At 44.3% G+C, this 16,084-nt stretch carries 18 protein-coding genes; 16 read left to right on the top strand and 2 right to left on the bottom strand.

Going from position 1 to position 16,084, the window contains the following annotated elements:
• Positions 1–12: 12 nt before the first annotated feature.
• The 12 genes from ACRD6K_RS05025 (at position 13) to ACRD6K_RS04970 (ending at position 10,113) form a co-directional block, all read left to right on the top strand.
• A complete protein-coding gene (locus tag ACRD6K_RS05025; RefSeq protein WP_430972318.1) occupies positions 13–1,311 on the top strand; it encodes a phenylacetate--CoA ligase family protein in 1,299 nt (432 codons plus the stop codon).
• A 9-nt stretch (positions 1,312–1,320) separates the two neighbouring features.
• Positions 1,321–1,749, top strand: a complete 429-nt coding sequence (locus ACRD6K_RS05020) for an acetolactate synthase (RefSeq protein ID WP_299582036.1) — start codon at positions 1,321–1,323, stop codon at positions 1,747–1,749.
• Positions 1,750–1,762: 13 nt separating this feature from the next.
• Entirely contained in the window at positions 1,763–1,906 is a 144-nt protein-coding gene (locus tag ACRD6K_RS05015) for a hypothetical protein (protein ID WP_430972317.1), read from the top strand.
• A gap of 181 nt (positions 1,907–2,087) precedes the next feature.
• Positions 2,088–2,927 carry a prephenate dehydratase gene (locus ACRD6K_RS05010; RefSeq protein ID WP_430972316.1) on the top strand — a complete coding sequence of 280 codons (840 nt, stop codon included), beginning with the start codon at positions 2,088–2,090 and terminating at the stop codon, positions 2,925–2,927.
• 15 nt (positions 2,928–2,942) lie between these two features.
• Complete coding sequence (locus ACRD6K_RS05005) at positions 2,943–3,467, top strand: flavodoxin (RefSeq protein WP_430972315.1); 525 nt, start codon at positions 2,943–2,945, stop codon at positions 3,465–3,467.
• Positions 3,468–3,771: 304 nt separating this feature from the next.
• On the top strand, positions 3,772–5,088 hold the full coding sequence (locus ACRD6K_RS05000; protein ID WP_430972314.1) for an aminotransferase class I/II-fold pyridoxal phosphate-dependent enzyme: 1,317 nt from the start codon (positions 3,772–3,774) through the stop codon (positions 5,086–5,088).
• A gap of 14 nt (positions 5,089–5,102) precedes the next feature.
• On the top strand, positions 5,103–5,669 hold the full coding sequence (locus tag ACRD6K_RS04995; RefSeq protein ID WP_299582053.1) for a Crp/Fnr family transcriptional regulator: 567 nt from the start codon (positions 5,103–5,105) through the stop codon (positions 5,667–5,669).
• Between the two features lie 223 nt (positions 5,670–5,892).
• Entirely contained in the window at positions 5,893–6,117 is a 225-nt protein-coding gene (locus tag ACRD6K_RS04990; RefSeq protein ID WP_082326261.1) for a 4Fe-4S binding protein, read from the top strand.
• 29 nt (positions 6,118–6,146) lie between these two features.
• Entirely contained in the window at positions 6,147–7,241 is a 1,095-nt protein-coding gene (locus ACRD6K_RS04985) for a 3-methyl-2-oxobutanoate dehydrogenase subunit VorB (protein ID WP_430972313.1), read from the top strand.
• 4 nt (positions 7,242–7,245) lie between these two features.
• A complete protein-coding gene (locus ACRD6K_RS04980) occupies positions 7,246–8,043 on the top strand; it encodes a thiamine pyrophosphate-dependent enzyme (protein WP_299582063.1) in 798 nt (265 codons plus the stop codon).
• A 12-nt stretch (positions 8,044–8,055) separates the two neighbouring features.
• Positions 8,056–8,607, top strand: a complete 552-nt coding sequence (locus ACRD6K_RS04975; RefSeq protein ID WP_299582066.1) for a 2-oxoacid:ferredoxin oxidoreductase subunit gamma family protein — start codon at positions 8,056–8,058, stop codon at positions 8,605–8,607.
• Positions 8,608–8,802: 195 nt separating this feature from the next.
• Entirely contained in the window at positions 8,803–10,113 is a 1,311-nt protein-coding gene (locus ACRD6K_RS04970) for an outer membrane protein assembly factor BamB family protein (protein ID WP_430972312.1), read from the top strand.
• A 90-nt stretch (positions 10,114–10,203) separates the two neighbouring features.
• Here ACRD6K_RS04970 and ACRD6K_RS04965 read toward each other — a convergent pair whose 3' ends face one another.
• Positions 10,204–11,403, bottom strand: coding sequence for a saccharopine dehydrogenase family protein (locus ACRD6K_RS04965; protein ID WP_430972311.1), 1,200 nt, complete (start codon positions 11,401–11,403; stop codon positions 10,204–10,206).
• A gap of 351 nt (positions 11,404–11,754) precedes the next feature.
• Between ACRD6K_RS04965 and ACRD6K_RS04960 the strand changes: the two genes are divergently transcribed.
• Positions 11,755–12,462 carry a phosphoadenylyl-sulfate reductase gene (locus ACRD6K_RS04960; RefSeq protein WP_299582075.1) on the top strand — a complete coding sequence of 236 codons (708 nt, stop codon included), beginning with the start codon at positions 11,755–11,757 and terminating at the stop codon, positions 12,460–12,462.
• Positions 12,463–12,500: 38 nt separating this feature from the next.
• On the opposite strand, the gene ACRD6K_RS04955 is transcribed toward ACRD6K_RS04960, so the two are convergent.
• Complete coding sequence (locus ACRD6K_RS04955) at positions 12,501–12,875, bottom strand: YccF domain-containing protein (RefSeq protein ID WP_430972310.1); 375 nt, start codon at positions 12,873–12,875, stop codon at positions 12,501–12,503.
• A 266-nt stretch (positions 12,876–13,141) separates the two neighbouring features.
• Here ACRD6K_RS04955 and ACRD6K_RS04950 point away from each other — a divergent pair, with 266 nt between their 5' ends.
• From ACRD6K_RS04950 to ACRD6K_RS04940, 3 genes are all read left to right on the top strand, one after another.
• Positions 13,142–14,182: a glycoside hydrolase family 127 protein gene (locus tag ACRD6K_RS04950; protein ID WP_430972309.1), complete on the top strand. Its 1,041-nt coding sequence runs from the start codon at positions 13,142–13,144 to the stop codon at positions 14,180–14,182.
• Positions 14,183–14,316: 134 nt separating this feature from the next.
• Complete coding sequence (locus ACRD6K_RS04945) at positions 14,317–14,901, top strand: RNA polymerase sigma-70 factor (protein WP_430972308.1); 585 nt, start codon at positions 14,317–14,319, stop codon at positions 14,899–14,901.
• Between the two features lie 69 nt (positions 14,902–14,970).
• Positions 14,971–15,969, top strand: coding sequence for a FecR family protein (locus ACRD6K_RS04940; protein WP_430972307.1), 999 nt, complete (start codon positions 14,971–14,973; stop codon positions 15,967–15,969).
• Positions 15,970–16,084 lie beyond the last annotated feature (115 nt).

Below are 16,084 nucleotides of genomic sequence, written 5' to 3'. Positions count from 1 at the left end.
ATCGATATAGTTATGATCTGGAATGAAAGGATAGAATGTGCCAGTCGCGAGGAGATGAAGGCGATTCAGTCGGAGCGTCTGGTGGATACGGTCAAGCGGATTTACCACAACATCCCAAGCTACCGGAAAAAAATGCAGGAAGTAGGGCTGGTTCCCGATGATATCCGCTCGGTTGATGATTTGTCAAAGCTGCCATTTACAACCAAGCAGGACCTCCGCGACAACTATCCCTTTGGCATGTTTACCGTGCCAATGAGCGAAATTGTACGGGTGCATGCTTCTTCCGGAACAACCGGCAAACCAACCGTGGTGGGGTATACCCGCAAAGACTTAAACACCTGGGCTGAGGTGGTTACCCGGACCTTGTGCATGGCGGGCGTCCATCGCAACGATATGGTGCAGATTGCCTATGGGTACGGACTGTTTACCGGTGGGCTGGGCCTGCACTATGGGTGTGAAAACCTGGGAGCCTCGGTTATTCCAATTTCTGGAGGAAACACCCAAAAGCAACTTCAGCTGATGCAGGACTTTGGAACCAGCGTAATTGCCTGTACGCCCTCTTACGCGCTTTTTCTGGCTGAAGCGATGGCCGATGCCGGAATAAAAACGGAAGACCTGAATCTTCGGGTAGGCATTTTTGGTGCTGAACCCTGGACGGAAGAAATGCGCCGCGAAATTGAAAATAAATTAGGCTTAAAGGCCATCGATATTTATGGCTTGAGCGAAGTGATTGGGCCAGGTGTTTCCTGCGAATGCGAAGACCAATGTGGCATGCACGTCAACGAAGATCATTTTATTCCTGAAATAATTCACCCGGAAACATTGGAGCCGCTACCTGCTGGGGAAATCGGCGAACTGGTGTTTACAACGGTAACAAAAGAAGGTATTCCGATTATCCGCTACCGTACCCGCGATCTGACGCGCTTGAACTACGAAAAATGCTCGTGTGGAAGAACGCTGGTGCGCATGGAAAAATGCAAGGGGAGAAGTGATGACATGCTGATCATTCGCGGGGTAAATGTTTTCCCATCGCAAATTGAAAGTGTGCTGCTGGAAATGAGTGAAACCGAGCCTCATTATTTGCTTATTGTGGAGCGGGAAGGTAATTTAGATAGCCTGAAACTGATGGTGGAAGTTCAGGAACAGTTTTTCTCTGATGAAGTGAAACAGTTGGAAGTGCTGCGCAAAAAAATCACGCATAACATTCAAAGCACACTGGGTATTTCAGTCAATGTAAAACTGGTTGAACCCAAAACAATCGAACGTACGGCCGGTAAGGCCAAGCGGGTAATTGATAACCGAAAATTATAGGAGGTTGATATGATTATTAAACAACTAGCGGTTTTTCTTGAAAACAAAGGCGGACGCCTGAATGAGGTTTCTCAGTTGCTGGGCGATGCCGGCATTAACATGTCAGCTTTTAGTGTGGCCGACACTTCCGAGTTTGGCATTCTTCGAATGATTGTGTCTGACCCGGATAAGGCATACCAGGTGCTGAAAGCAGCCAGCTTTTCGGTTAAACTAACCGAGGTGGTATGCCTGAGCAGTCCGAATGTGCCGGGCGCTTTAGCCAAAGCCCTGAACATTTTATCGTCCGAAGAAGTCTTTATTGAGTACCTTTACGCGTTCTCAATGGATAAGCAGTCGGCCAATATTGTTTTGAAACCGGCTGACATTGAGAAATGCATTAAAGTGCTACAAGATCATCAGATGGAACTGGTTCGCGCCAGTGATCTGTATAAACTCTAAAGAACAAACGGTCATGCGGAAACTCAGCACCAATGAAAAATTCCTGATCAGCTTTATCCTGATCTTATTGTTGGCGATTGCTTTTAACTGGAAAAACTTTTCGAAGCGATTAAAAGAGGGCTTAGGCACTCAGCCAACCGAGCAGGTTCAGGAGTAACACAATTGGCACTTAAATGCCGGCCTTGCCCAAGTGTACAGGTGTTGTTAAAGGAATTGGATATTCATTTTTTTGTTAATTTTAGTGGACCGGTGTTTGTTCCCAAGGGTTATAAAAACGTTTTTACGTAAATTGTCCCGGACTTAGTCCTTCGGAATTTTATAATCGATAATAAAAAGGTATGAAGAAAATTGCTATACAGGGAATCGCCGGTTCCTTTCACGAAGATGCTGCACGGAATTATTTTGGTGATGAAGAGATTGAAGTGGTGGAGTGCAAATCCTTTCAGGGCGTGTGCGAGCAGATCGATTCAGACCAGGTAAATATTGCGGTGATGGCTATTGAAAACTCCATTGCCGGGAGCATTATTCAAAATTACTCGCTCATTCGCGATTATCACCTGCGCATTATTGGGGAAATTTATGTCCACATTCAAATGAATCTGATGATGCTTCCCGGGGCTAGTCCGGAGGATGTAAAAACCATTTATTCGCATCCCATCGCGATTCGTCAATGCACGGAATACATCGAAAAGTATTTTCCTAATGCCCAAATCATCGAAAATCAGGATACGGCTGCTTCCGGAAAATTATTGGTGGAGAAGAACCTGACTGACGCTGCTGCAATCGGAAACTTGCGTACGGCTGAGATTTATGGTTTAAATGTGATTGATAAAGGCATTGAAAGCAATAAGAAAAATTACACGCGTTTTTGGATTTTATCCAAACATGCCAACCAATCGGAGGACAACAACAAAGCCTCAATTTGCTTCGAAGTAGGTCACTACTACGGTGCATTGGCCAAGGTGTTGAATATTTTCGCTGAGAACGAAATCAACCTGAACCGAATCCTTTCGGTCCCCATTCTTGGTAAACCCAATGAATATACCATCCATGTTGATGTGGAGTGGGATTCGACCGGGAATTATGAACATGCGATTCATTTAATTTTGAAAAATGTCTCCAGTTTGTCTATTTTAGGAGAATATGTCCGGGGAGAACTGGAGATACAAAATCAATAATAAAATACGAGAATTATGAGTAAAATAGGATTGTTTTTTGGGCCTGAAAAAGGATCAGTTCATCGCGCTGCTGAAAAAGTGGCTGCTGCCATTGGAACGGATAAAGTAGACCTGGTTTCTGTGAACGACGCATCGGCAGCTGATCTCGAAAAATACGATAAAATCATTTTTGGAATTTCTACGGTTGGCAAGGAAACTTGGGACTCTGAATATTCCAATACAGACTGGAGTAAGTTCTTTCCTGAAGTTAGTAAGGCCAGCTACGACGGAAAAGTGATTGCTATTTTTGGCTTGGGTGATCACATTACTTATCCGGCTCATTTTGTAAATGCCATGGGGCGCTTGGCTAAAGAGCTGAACAAGCAAAATGCCAAGATTGTAGGAGCGGTTGATCCTGCCGGTTATGAATTTGAAGAGTCTGAAGCTTTGATTGACGGCAAATTTATCGGCTTGCCACTCGATGAAGATTTTGAACCCGAACTGTCGGATGAGCGGATTGCCAAATGGCTCGAGTCGATTAAAAATGACTTTGGTTTCTAAGCAGGAAACATGATAAAATTCAGGTCGTCCAAAAGGCCTGAATTTCTTTTAATTTCGATTGATTTATTTCAAATAAATATCAATTTTATTCTTTCAATCTGCAAGTGATGTCGATTTGTAAAACCTGTTTTGCAATACGTTACCGTTCTTTGGTAAATCGGCAATACTTTGCTTCTTTTAATGAGGATTTCTGTTTGTTAGTGAAAAATTTCGAAGACTTTTAGGTCGCTTACAACGCAACCTGATCATGCCAGCTTCTTCGGATTTGGAGTGACAACAGAAGTTGTTCTGCAAATTTTAATGCATGAAAAAAACACCAATTGATCAACAACTTGTTGAACGGAATATTGCCAAGCTGCGAATTGAGAATGTCGGTCAGGCATCGATACGTGAAATTGTAGCTTTAGTAAACTTGATTGAGGAAGAAGGCAGCGAAAAATTTGTCCGTATGGAAATGGGTGTCCCCGGCTTGCCTCCTGCACAGGTTGGAACCGATGCCGAAATTGAAGCACTGAAATCCGGTGTGGCTTCCAGGTATCCGATGATGGATGGCATCAAACCTTTGAAATACGAAGCATCTCGTTTTGTTAAGTCGTTCATGAATGTGGATGTAAACCCAGCTGGCTGTATTCCAACGGTTGGTTCGATGCAGGGAACTTATGCTGCCCTTTTGGTTGCTTCCAACCTTGATCCGAAAAAAGATACCGCCTTGTTTATCGACCCGGGCTTTCCGGTTCAAAAACAGCAAATGCTGGTAATGGGACACAAATACGAAACCTTTGATGTGTTCAACTACCGGGGCCAAAAACTGCGCGAAAAACTGGAAAGCTTTCTTTCAAAAGGAAACATTAACTCCATCATTTATTCGAACCCCAACAACCCAAGCTGGATTTGTTTTACTGAAGAGGAACTACAGATTATCGGCGAATTAGCCAATAAATACGATGTGATTGTTATGGAAGACCTGGCCTATTTTGCCATGGACTTCCGGAAAGATTTATACACCCCGGGGCAAGCGCCTTTTCAGGCTACGGTTGCGCGTTACACCGACAACTTTGTGTTATTCGTTTCCAGCTCGAAAATATTCTCCTACGCTGGTCAGCGCTGTGGGATGATGATTATTTCTGATGCGCTTTTTAATCGCGATTATGACAATCTGAAAACCCGCTTTGATAGCAACACTTTTGGAAACACCGTGGTGTTGCGGGTGCTTTATACGCTTTCGTCAGGAACCAGCCACTCGGCACAGTATGCTTTGGCTGCAATGTTTAAAGCCGCCAGCGACGGACAGTTCAACTTTGTACAGCAAATCAAGGAATACGGCGAGAAGGCGAAAATCATGAAGGAAATTTTTCAAAAACATGGTTTTTACATCGTTTATGAAAAAGACGGTGAAGAATTGGTGGGGGATGGTTTCTACTTTACCATTGGCTATCCGGGAATGACCGGCGAGCAGTTACTGGCTAACTTGCTGTACTATGGCGTAAGTGCAATTACCCTGAAAAATACCGGTAGCGAAAAAGAAGGTCTGCGTGCCTGCGTGTCGCATGTGTACCGCAATCAGTTTGAAGATCTGGACAAACGCCTGGAGCAGTTTGCCGCAGATTTCCCTGTGAATTAATCAATTGAAACGAAATGAGTGCCTATTCAATAAAAACATCGGATAATTCAACCTTGCTTCATCTGGAATCGTACTTTTCGGAGCAAGTTCCCGTTTTATTGAAGAAGGGCGATTCCTTTTTAGCCTATGATGAGCCCAACCAGAAAGTGGGGATTTTGCTCCGTGGTTTGATGTATGCAACTTATGTTGCGGAAAGTGGTCAGGAATGGATTTCGCGTTTTTTCTACGCGCCCGATAATGCCATTGTGAGTAGCCATGATTCATTTTTATCAGGCGAAAACTCTTCGGAAGCCATTCGGGCCTACGAAGACTCTGAAATCATTTACATCACCAAACCGGAGTTTGATCAGCTGCTGGAAAGTTGCAATGAGTTGCAAGGCCTGGTGCGGCGTATGGCTGAAGAAAGTTATGTGAATGCCTTGAAACGGGTGCATATGTTGCAATCCTTAACGGCATCGCAACGGGTGAAAAAGTTTGTGAAGGAACACGGTGATTTGGTTTCCCGGGTGCAGCGGCAGCACATTGCCTCTTATCTGGGCATTCATCGCAATATCTTCACCAGGATATTGAATAAAATTTGAAACGATGAGAACAACGAATCCGACAAGCAGAATGATGAATTCAAGTGATTTAGCTTGTTCGGTTGGTTGGAGAAACGCGTGCCAAATACAGAACAGCTGAATATGCAACATTTGTTGCAAGCTGAAAAGTACTGATGTTTTAGATTTGTAAGTCCGGCTTGAACAGGCCGCAGCATGCGGAAAGCCGGTTTTTTAGAGTGGAGAAATTTTAAAAAAGAGAACCATGGCAAAAGTAGTAGGTGCAGTTGTTGTTGACACCGAGGAATGTAAAGGTTGCGGCCTTTGCGTTGTTGCTTGTCCGCAGCAGGTTTTAGGACAAAATAAACAGGTAAATAGCCGGGGATATCATTATTCCTTCATGGAAAACCCCGAAGCATGTATTGGCTGTTCAAACTGCGCGGTAGTTTGTCCGGATACCTGTATCACGGTATACCGCGTTAAGATCTAATTTCTGTTAATATTAAAAAGATTCAATAGATGGGAGAATTAAGATTAATGAAAGGGAATGAAGTAATTGCAGAAGCGGCCATTCGGTGTGGCTGCGACGGTTACTTTGGTTACCCGATCACCCCACAGTCTGAGGTGATGGAAACGTTAATGGATCGCGAACCCTGGGATGAAACCGGTATGGTTGTTTTGCAGGCCGAAAGTGAAGTAGCCTCCATAAATATGGTTTACGGAGCAGCGGGGTCCGGAAAAAAAGTGATGACCTCTTCTTCAAGTCCCGGAATCAGCTTAATGGCAGAAGGTATTTCTTACATTGCCGGAGCTGAATTGCCGTGCTTAATTGTGAATGTGCAACGTGGTGGCCCGGGATTGGGAACCATTCAGCCCTCGCAGGCCGATTATTTTCAATCGACCAAAGGAGGCGGACATGGAGACTATCGGCTTATTGTGCTGGCTCCGTCTTCGGTTCAGGAAATGAACGATTTTGTTGATTTGGGCTTCGAACTGGCATATAAATACCGCAACCCAGCGATGATTCTGACAGATGGTGCCATTGGTCAGATGATGGAAAAAGTGGAGTTGAGCGACTATAAACCTCGCATGACAGCCGAAGAAATTGATGCTAAATATGGAAGTTGGGCAACCAATGGTAAAAAGACCAACCGCGAGTACAATGTGATTACTTCGCTGGAAATGGATTCAGCTAAAATGGAAAGCAACAACCGTCGTTTTCAGGAAAAATACAAACAAATGGAAGAGGAAGAAGTCCGTTACGAAATGTTTCAGTGCGAGGATGCTGAGTACATTTTAGTGGCTTTTGGTTCTTCGGCCCGTATCTGCCAAAAGTCGGTTGACCTGGCACGTGCGAAAGGTTTAAAAGTGGGCTTGCTGAGACCCATTACCTTGTATCCGTTCCCGAAAAAGCCCATTGCCGAACTGGCAACAAAGGTAAAAGGCTTTTTGACTGTAGAAATGAATGCCGGACAAATGGTGGAAGACGTGAAGTTGGCTGCCGGATGCAGCAACAGTTCGGTACCTGTTGATTACTTTGGCCGTATGGGCGGAATTATTCCAACACCGGGCGAAGTTGTGGAAGCATTGGAACAAAAACTTATTGAAGCGTAAAAAGATGGATATTAAAGATATTATTAAGCCCGAAAACCTGGTTTACGAGAAACCCAAATTGCTGACTGATAAAACCATGCACTATTGCCCGGGCTGTACGCATGGCGTGGTTCACCGTTTGGTGGCCGAGGTGATTGAAGATCTGAATATCCAGGAGAAAACTATTGGGGTTTCACCCGTTGGATGTTCCGTTTTCGCTTACAATTACATTGATATCGACTGGCAGGAAGCTGCGCACGGACGGGCACCTGCAGTGGCTACCGGAATTGCACGTGTGAACGAAGATAAAGTGGTTTTCACTTACCAGGGCGATGGCGACTTAGCCTCAATTGGAACAGCCGAAATTATGCATGCCTGCAACCGTGGCGAAAACATCGTGGTTATTTTCATCAACAATGCCATTTATGGAATGACCGGTGGGCAAATGGCCCCAACCACGCTGCTGGGACAGGTAACGGCAACAACGCCTTGCGGACGCGATTTGGATCGTAACGGTTATCCGTTGAAAATTACAGAACTGATTGCACAATTGCCCGGAACGGCTTATGTTACGCGTCAATCAGCGCATACACCAGCCACTGCCCGCAAATGTCGGAAAGCCATTAAAAAAGCCTTCCAGAATGCTTTGGATAAGAAAGGAACTTCCTTTGTTGAAGTGGTTTCTACCTGTAACTCAGGCTGGCGTCTGAATCCGGTTGATGCCAACAAATGGATGGAAGAGAATATGTTCCCCTTCTTCCCGATGGGCGATATGAAAGATGGTGAGCGTGATGCTCCGGATGCTTATTTTAAAAAGAACTAAAAAACTGAAATCATGACTGAAGAAATAATTATTGCCGGGTTTGGTGGACAAGGGGTTCTTTCCATGGGGAAAATTCTGGCTTATTCAGGCGTTATGCAAGATCAGGAAGTGACCTGGTTTCCGTCCTATGGTCCCGAAATGCGTGGCGGTACGGCCAACGTATCGGTTATCATCAGCGATACGCGCATTAGCTCGCCTATTCTGCATGAATTTGATACCGCAATTATCCTGAATCAACAGTCGATGGATAAGTTTGAAAAGACCGTAAAACCAGGTGGTGTACTTTTGTATGATCCTAACGGGATTGTAAATCCGCCAAGCCGGAAGGATATCAATATTTATAAGATTGAAGGTACAAAGATCGCTGCCGACCTTGGAAATGTGAAGACTTTCAACATGGTGGTGCTGGGCGCTTACTTGAAGGCCAAGCCAATTGTGGCCATGGAAAGTATTCGCAAAGGCTTGGAGAAATCTCTTCCTGAGCGTCACCATAAGTTGATTCCGCTTAACCTCGAGGCCATTCAGGCTGGCCAGGAAAAGCTGGAAGCTGTCAATGAAATTTAATCTATCTGATTATATATCGAATAAAAGCCATTCCTCAGGGATGGCTTTTTTGTTGGCATAATTCTGATGAGTCGAGGCTGAATTGCTGTTTGGGGTAGTGATGAATTCAAAAAAATAGGGAACTACAATGTTTTGAAAAACAGAATAAGTGACGATCTTTAAGCTTCAAATCATTCAACTAACAAACAACGAATCATGCGTAAACCAACTAAGCTTGTCACCTTGGGGCTTTTTGTGCTGGCCCAGCTGCTCTTCTCTTGTGCAGGCACACAACCGGAAAACTGGACTCACTTTCGGGGATCAAATTTGAATGGCTTATCGGACTCGGAAAATGTCCCGATTCAGTGGAGTGAAACGAAAAATATTGCATGGAAAGTACCGGTAAATGGAGTTGGCTGGTCATCGCCTGTAGTATTTAATCAGCAAGTTTGGATGACGACCGCTGACCGCGACGGAGATTGGTTCTCAGTGGTCTGCTTTGATTTTGACTCCGGTGAATTGCTTCAGGAGCTGGAGCTTTACCGTCCCGATACGGTTCAGCGGATGCATGCTACCAACAGCTATGCCACTCCAACGCCGTGCATTGAAAAAGATTTTGTTTACGTGCACTATGGCACCTACGGAACGGCGTGTATTGATACCCGGAATTTTGAAGTGGTCTGGAGCAGGACGGATCTGAATTGCGAGCATTTGCAAGGCGCAGCTTCTTCAATCATTCTATACAAGGATTTGCTGATTGTTCATCTGGAAGGAACCGATGTGCAGAACATTTATGCATTGAACAAGCATACCGGTGAAACAGTATGGCAGGTGGGCACACCGGATCAGAAGGCTTATAATGACGTTGCTCCGGTTTACCGGAAGTCCTACCAGACACCCTTAATTATTCAGGTTAATGGACAGGATCAGTTGATTACCAACCGGTCGCTGTTTGCCATTTCTTACGATCCGAACACCGGAAAGGAGAACTGGCGAGTATTTTATGGTGAAGACTCGGCGGTGAGCATGCCGCTATATTATAACGGACTGGTGCTGGTTAATTCCGGCTGGGTGCTGTCGCAGGGAGCGCCATATTTTGCCAGGCTTTTGGCTGTTGATCCTACTGGCAAAGGAGACATTACTGAGTCGCATGTGGTTTGGCAAACCGATGAACATGTTCCACAAACTTCAACTCCGGTAATTGTAGATAGCTTGATGTTTATGGTTGATGAACGGGGAACACTAACTTGCCTGAATCCGGGTAATGGCAAGGTGCATTGGACTGAAAAACTAAAGGGACATTTCAATTGCGCTCCAATTTATGCGGCGGGTGTCATTTATTTCACCAATACCAATGGGGAGACCTCAGTTATTAAGGCTGCGCCGGAGTTTGAGCTGTTGGCAAAGAATAAGCTGGAAGGAACATTTAAAGCAACGCCAGCTGTTTTAAGAGGGGCCATTTTGCAACGAAGCGATAAGTATTTGTATAAGCTCGCAATAATGGAAGAGAACCAGGCTGAAATTTGAAGGAAGCGGTATTGCAATTCATGTACAGACTCGGTAAAAAAACAAAACCCGGCAAATCGCCGGGTTTCTTAGTTTATTTTTTGGTCGGGCTTAATAGTCCATTTCCAGATTTGTGTCGTGAATTTCGTGCCAAGGCAGGCCATGTTCGTTCAACGCTTCCATAAATGGATCCGGATCGAATTCTTCTACGTTGAATACACCTTCTTTTTTCCACAAGCCTTTCAGGTACATCATGGCACCAATCATAGCCGGAACTCCCGTAGTGTAGCTAACTGCCTGCGTGCCGGTTTCGGCATAAGCCACTTCGTGGTCGCAGTTGTTGTACACGTAGTAGGTTTTTTCCTGACCATCTTTCAATCCTTTGATGCGGCAACCAATCGAGGTTTGTCCCTTGTAGTTTTCACCCAAATCTCCCGGGTTAGGAAGAACAGCTTTTAAAAACTGAATTGGAACAATTTCGCGTCCTTCGTACATGACTGGCTCAATTCCGGCCATACCGATATTTTGGATCACACGCAGGTGAGTCAGGTATTCCTGTCCGAAGGTCATCCAGAAACGTGCCTGTTTGATGGTTGGGAAATTCTTCACCAACGACTCCAGCTCTTCATGATAAATCAAGTAAGACTCTTTAGGGCCAATATGAGGATAGTTCAATGGTTTGTGAATTTCATGCGGCTCTGTTTCTTCCCACTGACCATCTTTCCAGTATTTTCCTTTTTGGGTGACTTCGCGAATATTAATTTCAGGGTTGAAGTTGGTGGCAAATGCTTTACCATGGTCCCCTGCGTTGCAGTCGACAATGTCCAGGTATTGGATCTCGTCAAAATGGTGTTTGGCAGCATGAGCTGTAAAGATGCTGGTCACTCCCGGGTCAAAACCACAGCCTAAGATGGCAGTAATGCCTGCTTCTTTAAACCGGTTTTGGTAAGCCCATTGCCATTTATATTCAAATTTTGCTTCGTCTTTGGGTTCGTAGTTGGCCGTGTCCAGGTAACTGACTTCAGTTTCCAAACAAGCATCCATGATCGGAAGATCCTGGTAGGGAAGGGCAACATTGACAACCAGGTCCGGTTTGAAGCTACGAATTAACTCCACCAGTTGAGGTACGTTTTCCGCGTCTACCTGGGCGGTTTGAATGCGGTTACCTCCAATTTTGTCAGCAATCTCATCACACTTGGCTTTGGTGCGGCTTGCCAGCATGATTTCAGTAAAAACCTCAGGAAGCGCAGCCATCTTGTGAGCAACAACTGTTCCCACGCCACCCGCGCCAATGATCAATACTTTTCCCATTAATTCTATCTTTTTTGCATTAAGTAATTTGTTCCAAAGGAACTAAATTTTTTATAATCAATAAAACACTTTTTTTTTGAACGCCCAAATTTCATTTTGCTTTTAACTTGCTGTTGTTGAATTGTTTGTTGTGGTCGTTTAGGCCAGTGTCCTTGTTGATGCGCAAAGCGCAGCCGCTGAGCACAAGTCAAAAAGGGCATAAAAACGTATTTTCAAAACCAAGCAATGTTTTTTCTTTGTACAGTTAAATACAGGTAATTTCAATATAGAAACAACACACAATGGAGCATCTTGGTTGAAAATGATTATTTTTGTCAACCATAAGCGGAAACAAAACGAAAGGAATATCAAATGGTTACTATAAAAACGGCAGAGCAGTTGAATGCTGAATTCAAGGAAAAAGAAATTGTTGAAACACTAACCGGTTTGGCCGATAAATTTGAAGGCAAGGTGGTGTTTACTACGAGTTTTGGTATTGAAGACCAAGTGATCACCGACTTTATTTTCAAACATAACATTCCCATCAAAGTGGTTACACTAGATACCGGTCGTTTGTTTGAAGAAACCTACAAGGTGTATAACCGCACGCTTGAAAAGTATCAAAAGCCGATTCAACCGTTGTATCCGAAAAATGAAGAGCTGGAAAAATTTGTTGCTGAAAAAGGCCCCAACAGCTTTTACCTATCGGTAGAAAACCGAAAAAAGTGCTGTCATATCCGCAAAGTTGAGCCACTCGGACGCGCCTTGAAGGGAATGGAATGTTGGATCACGGGCTTGCGTGCCTCGCAGTCAGACAATCGGCACGATTTGCATGCCTTTGTTTGGGATGGTGGTTTTGAAGTGGTTAAATACAATCCGCTGCTGGACTGGAGCCTGGATGATTGCCGTCAGTATGTGAAAGAAAACCAGGTGCCATACAATGTGCTGCACGATCGTGGGTTTGTGAGCATTGGCTGTGCCCCTTGCACCCGCGCTATTCAGCCGGGCGAAAATTTCCGCGCCGGACGCTGGTGGTGGGAAGATAACTCGAAAAAAGAGTGTGGCCTACATACACACTAAAAAATATGGAAGAAAGCAGGCCCTGAAAGCCTGCTTTTTTAGCGATCAACAATCCGGCGACCAAATGGGGTAATGGCCAGACTCACCAGTTTAAAATGTTGTTTGGCAAATGGGATTCCAATAATGGTAATGGCAAAGAGCAGTCCAAATACCAAGTGAGTCAAGGCAATCCAGATGCCACCAATCAGCAACCAAATGATATTCATGATTGTAGATAAACAGCCCGGAGCATAGTCCATGTATTCAATGCGCTTACCAAAAGGCCAAAGGGCCATTTGCGCCATTTTAATGCTTTGTAAGCCGAATGGAATACCAACAATGGTTAAGCACAATAAGATGCCTGCAATCAGGTATTCCAGAAAAATGAGGAAGCCGCCAAAAACGACCCAAATAATATTGCCCAAAGTGTTCATGTGTAATGTCTTTTTAGTTAGCCTGACTAAAGTAGGACTTTCTATTTAGTTGTGCCTCTTTTTTTCGGCGAAATAGCCGTATTCCCGGATAAATAGCGCCCCGGTAAATTTATCAATACGTTGCGACATTATTTTTTTATATGCTGGTTTGAATAAAAGGTGTGCGAAAGCTAAGGGCGGACATGGGTTTTGAGTCACTGAAAAAAGTTATGTTTGAACCTGAATCTCTTTTTGCTGTTCCTTACAACAGAAAAGTTGTTAAAATTATGAGAAAGCTAAGTCTCTTCTTTTTCCTGTTAGCTACAGTTTCGTGTAGCTTGAAAACGGCCAGAGATCCAATCAATAAAGCCGAGGTAGTATCTGCCGATCAAATTTCGCTTGGCGGCGTTGTTGCAGAACTGATGCAGAATGAACCGGCCTCTGGCTCCGATGCTTCAGCAGCAAGCTTGTTTGACGATCAGATTCATGCGCTTGGAGAGCAGCTGGAGCAGCTTAAGTCCAAGCGCAAAAAGCTTCAAGGAACCACTTTATCGGAAGAATGGGAGGAATTAAACCAGAAAATCTCACTGCGTTTTGAAGACTTGCCCAATGCAGACCTGCAAGCTTGGGTGAACCTGAATGATAGTTTGTTAAAATACACCGAAGAAGTGCGATTTGCCGATGCCTTGGAGCGCGTAGTTTACAATTCAGCCGGGAATATGCCTTTGAGCGAAGAACAGGTGAAGTCGTTTTTTTATACGCAGCTGTACGACCGGATTTTCTTCAATGTGTACGGAAGTTCAAGTTTGCAATATGAGCATACTACTGGAGGGGGCGTGCGCCTGGTGCAAGCCACCAACTACCCTTATGACGGAAAGATAAATTTAAAAGTGGAGCTACAGGACACGCGTTATTTAAACTTCTATTTTCGGATTCCGGAATGGGCTAGGCAAGCCAGCGTGATTTGCAAGGGCGTAAAATACAAAGCTGTTCCTGGAGAATTTACGGAGATTGCCAAGAAATGGAAAAATGGCGATGAAGTGGAAATTCTGATTGGGATGCGCCCTTCGATTGTTGAACGGACACAGGATCGTCCGGCTTTTGGGCTAACCTATGGCTCGTTGTTTTTAAGCTATCCTGCAGTTGGAAGTGAGAAACTGGTGTATCAGAATGGAGATCCGATTCAATTCCTGAACTTTGTTTCACCCGCCGGAAAGATGCCCACGTTCACCTTTTCGGGCTTAAAGGACACGACCTTGGTTCTGCAGCCTTTCTTGGCGCAGCAACACGACTCAGTGAAGCGTACAGCCTGGATACGGAAAAAGTAGTTGCAGTTGGTGGTTGTATGTCAGTGTTTTAGTCGAGGTCGAGATTAGTATGCCGAAAGTAAAGTTCATTTGGAGAACAGGGTGCGCATTAAAATTATTTTATCTTTGTCGGTAGCCAACCAAATTGAATCTAAGTGAGAATATCTCAAGAGATAAGCGATCAGCACTTGACAAAGTTTTTGAGAGAGGGATCGAAAGATGCTTTTCGGGTCTTATATGATCGCTATGGGGTAAAGATTCATCGCTTTGCTTTTGGCTACTTAAAGTCAGAAGAGGAAGCCGAAGAATTGGTGCAGGATGTTTTTCTGAAATTGTGGGACAAGCGCCATTTACTGAATGATTCCGGAAACGTCAAGTCTTACCTTTACAAAGTCGCCGTCAACAGCATTTATGATTTTATTCGACGTAAAAACCTGGAGCAGGCTTTTCAGGAGTTTGCCGGCGGAAGAACAGATGAAGCCGATCACACCTGGGATGAAGTTGTCTACAACGATATGATGGCACAAATTGACCGGCTCATGGCACAGATGCCCGAACAGCGGCGCAAAATTTTTAAGATGAGCAAGGAGGAAGGTTTGAGCCATGATGAAATTGCAGAAACCCTTGGCTTGTCCAAACGCACGGTTGAAAACCAAGTGTATCGTGCCACCACTTTCCTGAAAGATAAGCTGAAGCGTAACTCGGTGCTGGCTGTCCTTTTTATTTCCCTGTTTTTTTAATTTTTTTTTTCGAGGGCGTGAGTATCCCGGAAAGCTTATTCGTATTACAGGTAAAAATAGTAAGCAGGAATGAGCGATTTGTTGCATAAGAAATTGGGCAAACTAGGGGCCGAAGTGGTGTCCAAGGAAGATGAGAGAAAGCTGTTGGCTTTGTTTCATGATGGGGAGTTGGAGTATGGTCTGAAAAAGGAGTTGTATTCACTCCTTGAAAAAATGGATGATGCAGCCATGGATCAGGAGGAGAGTAGGGCCCGGTTTGAGCGTCTGTGGAAAAAGGTGCAGCAGTCCGAAGATAAAAAAGAGGTGCGCAAACTGCCGCGAATGCATTGGTATGTTGCCGCAGCGATGTTGCTCCTAGGCTTGCTGATTGGGAATTTGATTCAGCTTAAAGCCCCCGAAATCAAAAGTGAAACCACTTACTATACCGCCATTGCTCCCAAAGGATCGATCTCGCAATCGGTTTTGCCTGACGGGACGATTATCTTTCTGAATTCCGGATCGGAGTTAAAATACGCCACCGATATGAGTCAAACCAAGCGCGAAGTTTACTTGAACGGAGAGGCCTGGTTTGATGTGCAACATTCCGAAGAGATTCCTTTTCTGGTACACACCGACCAATATGATGTAAAAGTGATGGGAACTGAATTCAATGTAAAAGCCTATCCTGAAGATCAGGAGGTGGTTACTACCCTAGAGGAAGGAAGCATTCAGGTAATGTCAACCAGCAAGCTGAAATTAGAACACAATATTGAACTTGTTCCGGGAGAACAGTTGGTCTATCATAAAAGTAAAAAAACAGTTCAGGTAAAAGACGTAAAATCCCAGCTGTTCTCCTCATGGAAAGACAACAAATTGATCTTTATTAATATGAGCCTTGGAGAGCTGATCACCCTGTTGGAACGCAAATATGGGGTTGATATAACCATTCAGGATCAGCAGTTATTGAAGCACCATTATGATGGAACCATAAGAAATGAGACCATCATTGAAGTGTTGGACATCTTGCAAAAAACACTTCCAATCAACTATGTTATTAATGATCAAAAAGTAATTATCACGAAAAAATAAGCTGGAGGATGCCTATGTGAAACTAAGTTTAATGAACCACTAAAAAGCCGGCAGATGCTGTCACATCCAACCGGCCAGTAAGTTAATAACCAGGTGCTGTCACACCTACTAATTA

The sequence above is a fragment of the Sunxiuqinia rutila genome (assembly GCF_050589705.1).
Taxonomy (GTDB): domain Bacteria; phylum Bacteroidota; class Bacteroidia; order Bacteroidales; family Prolixibacteraceae; genus Sunxiuqinia; species Sunxiuqinia rutila.
This window is presented reverse-complemented; position numbering and strand designations above follow the sequence as displayed.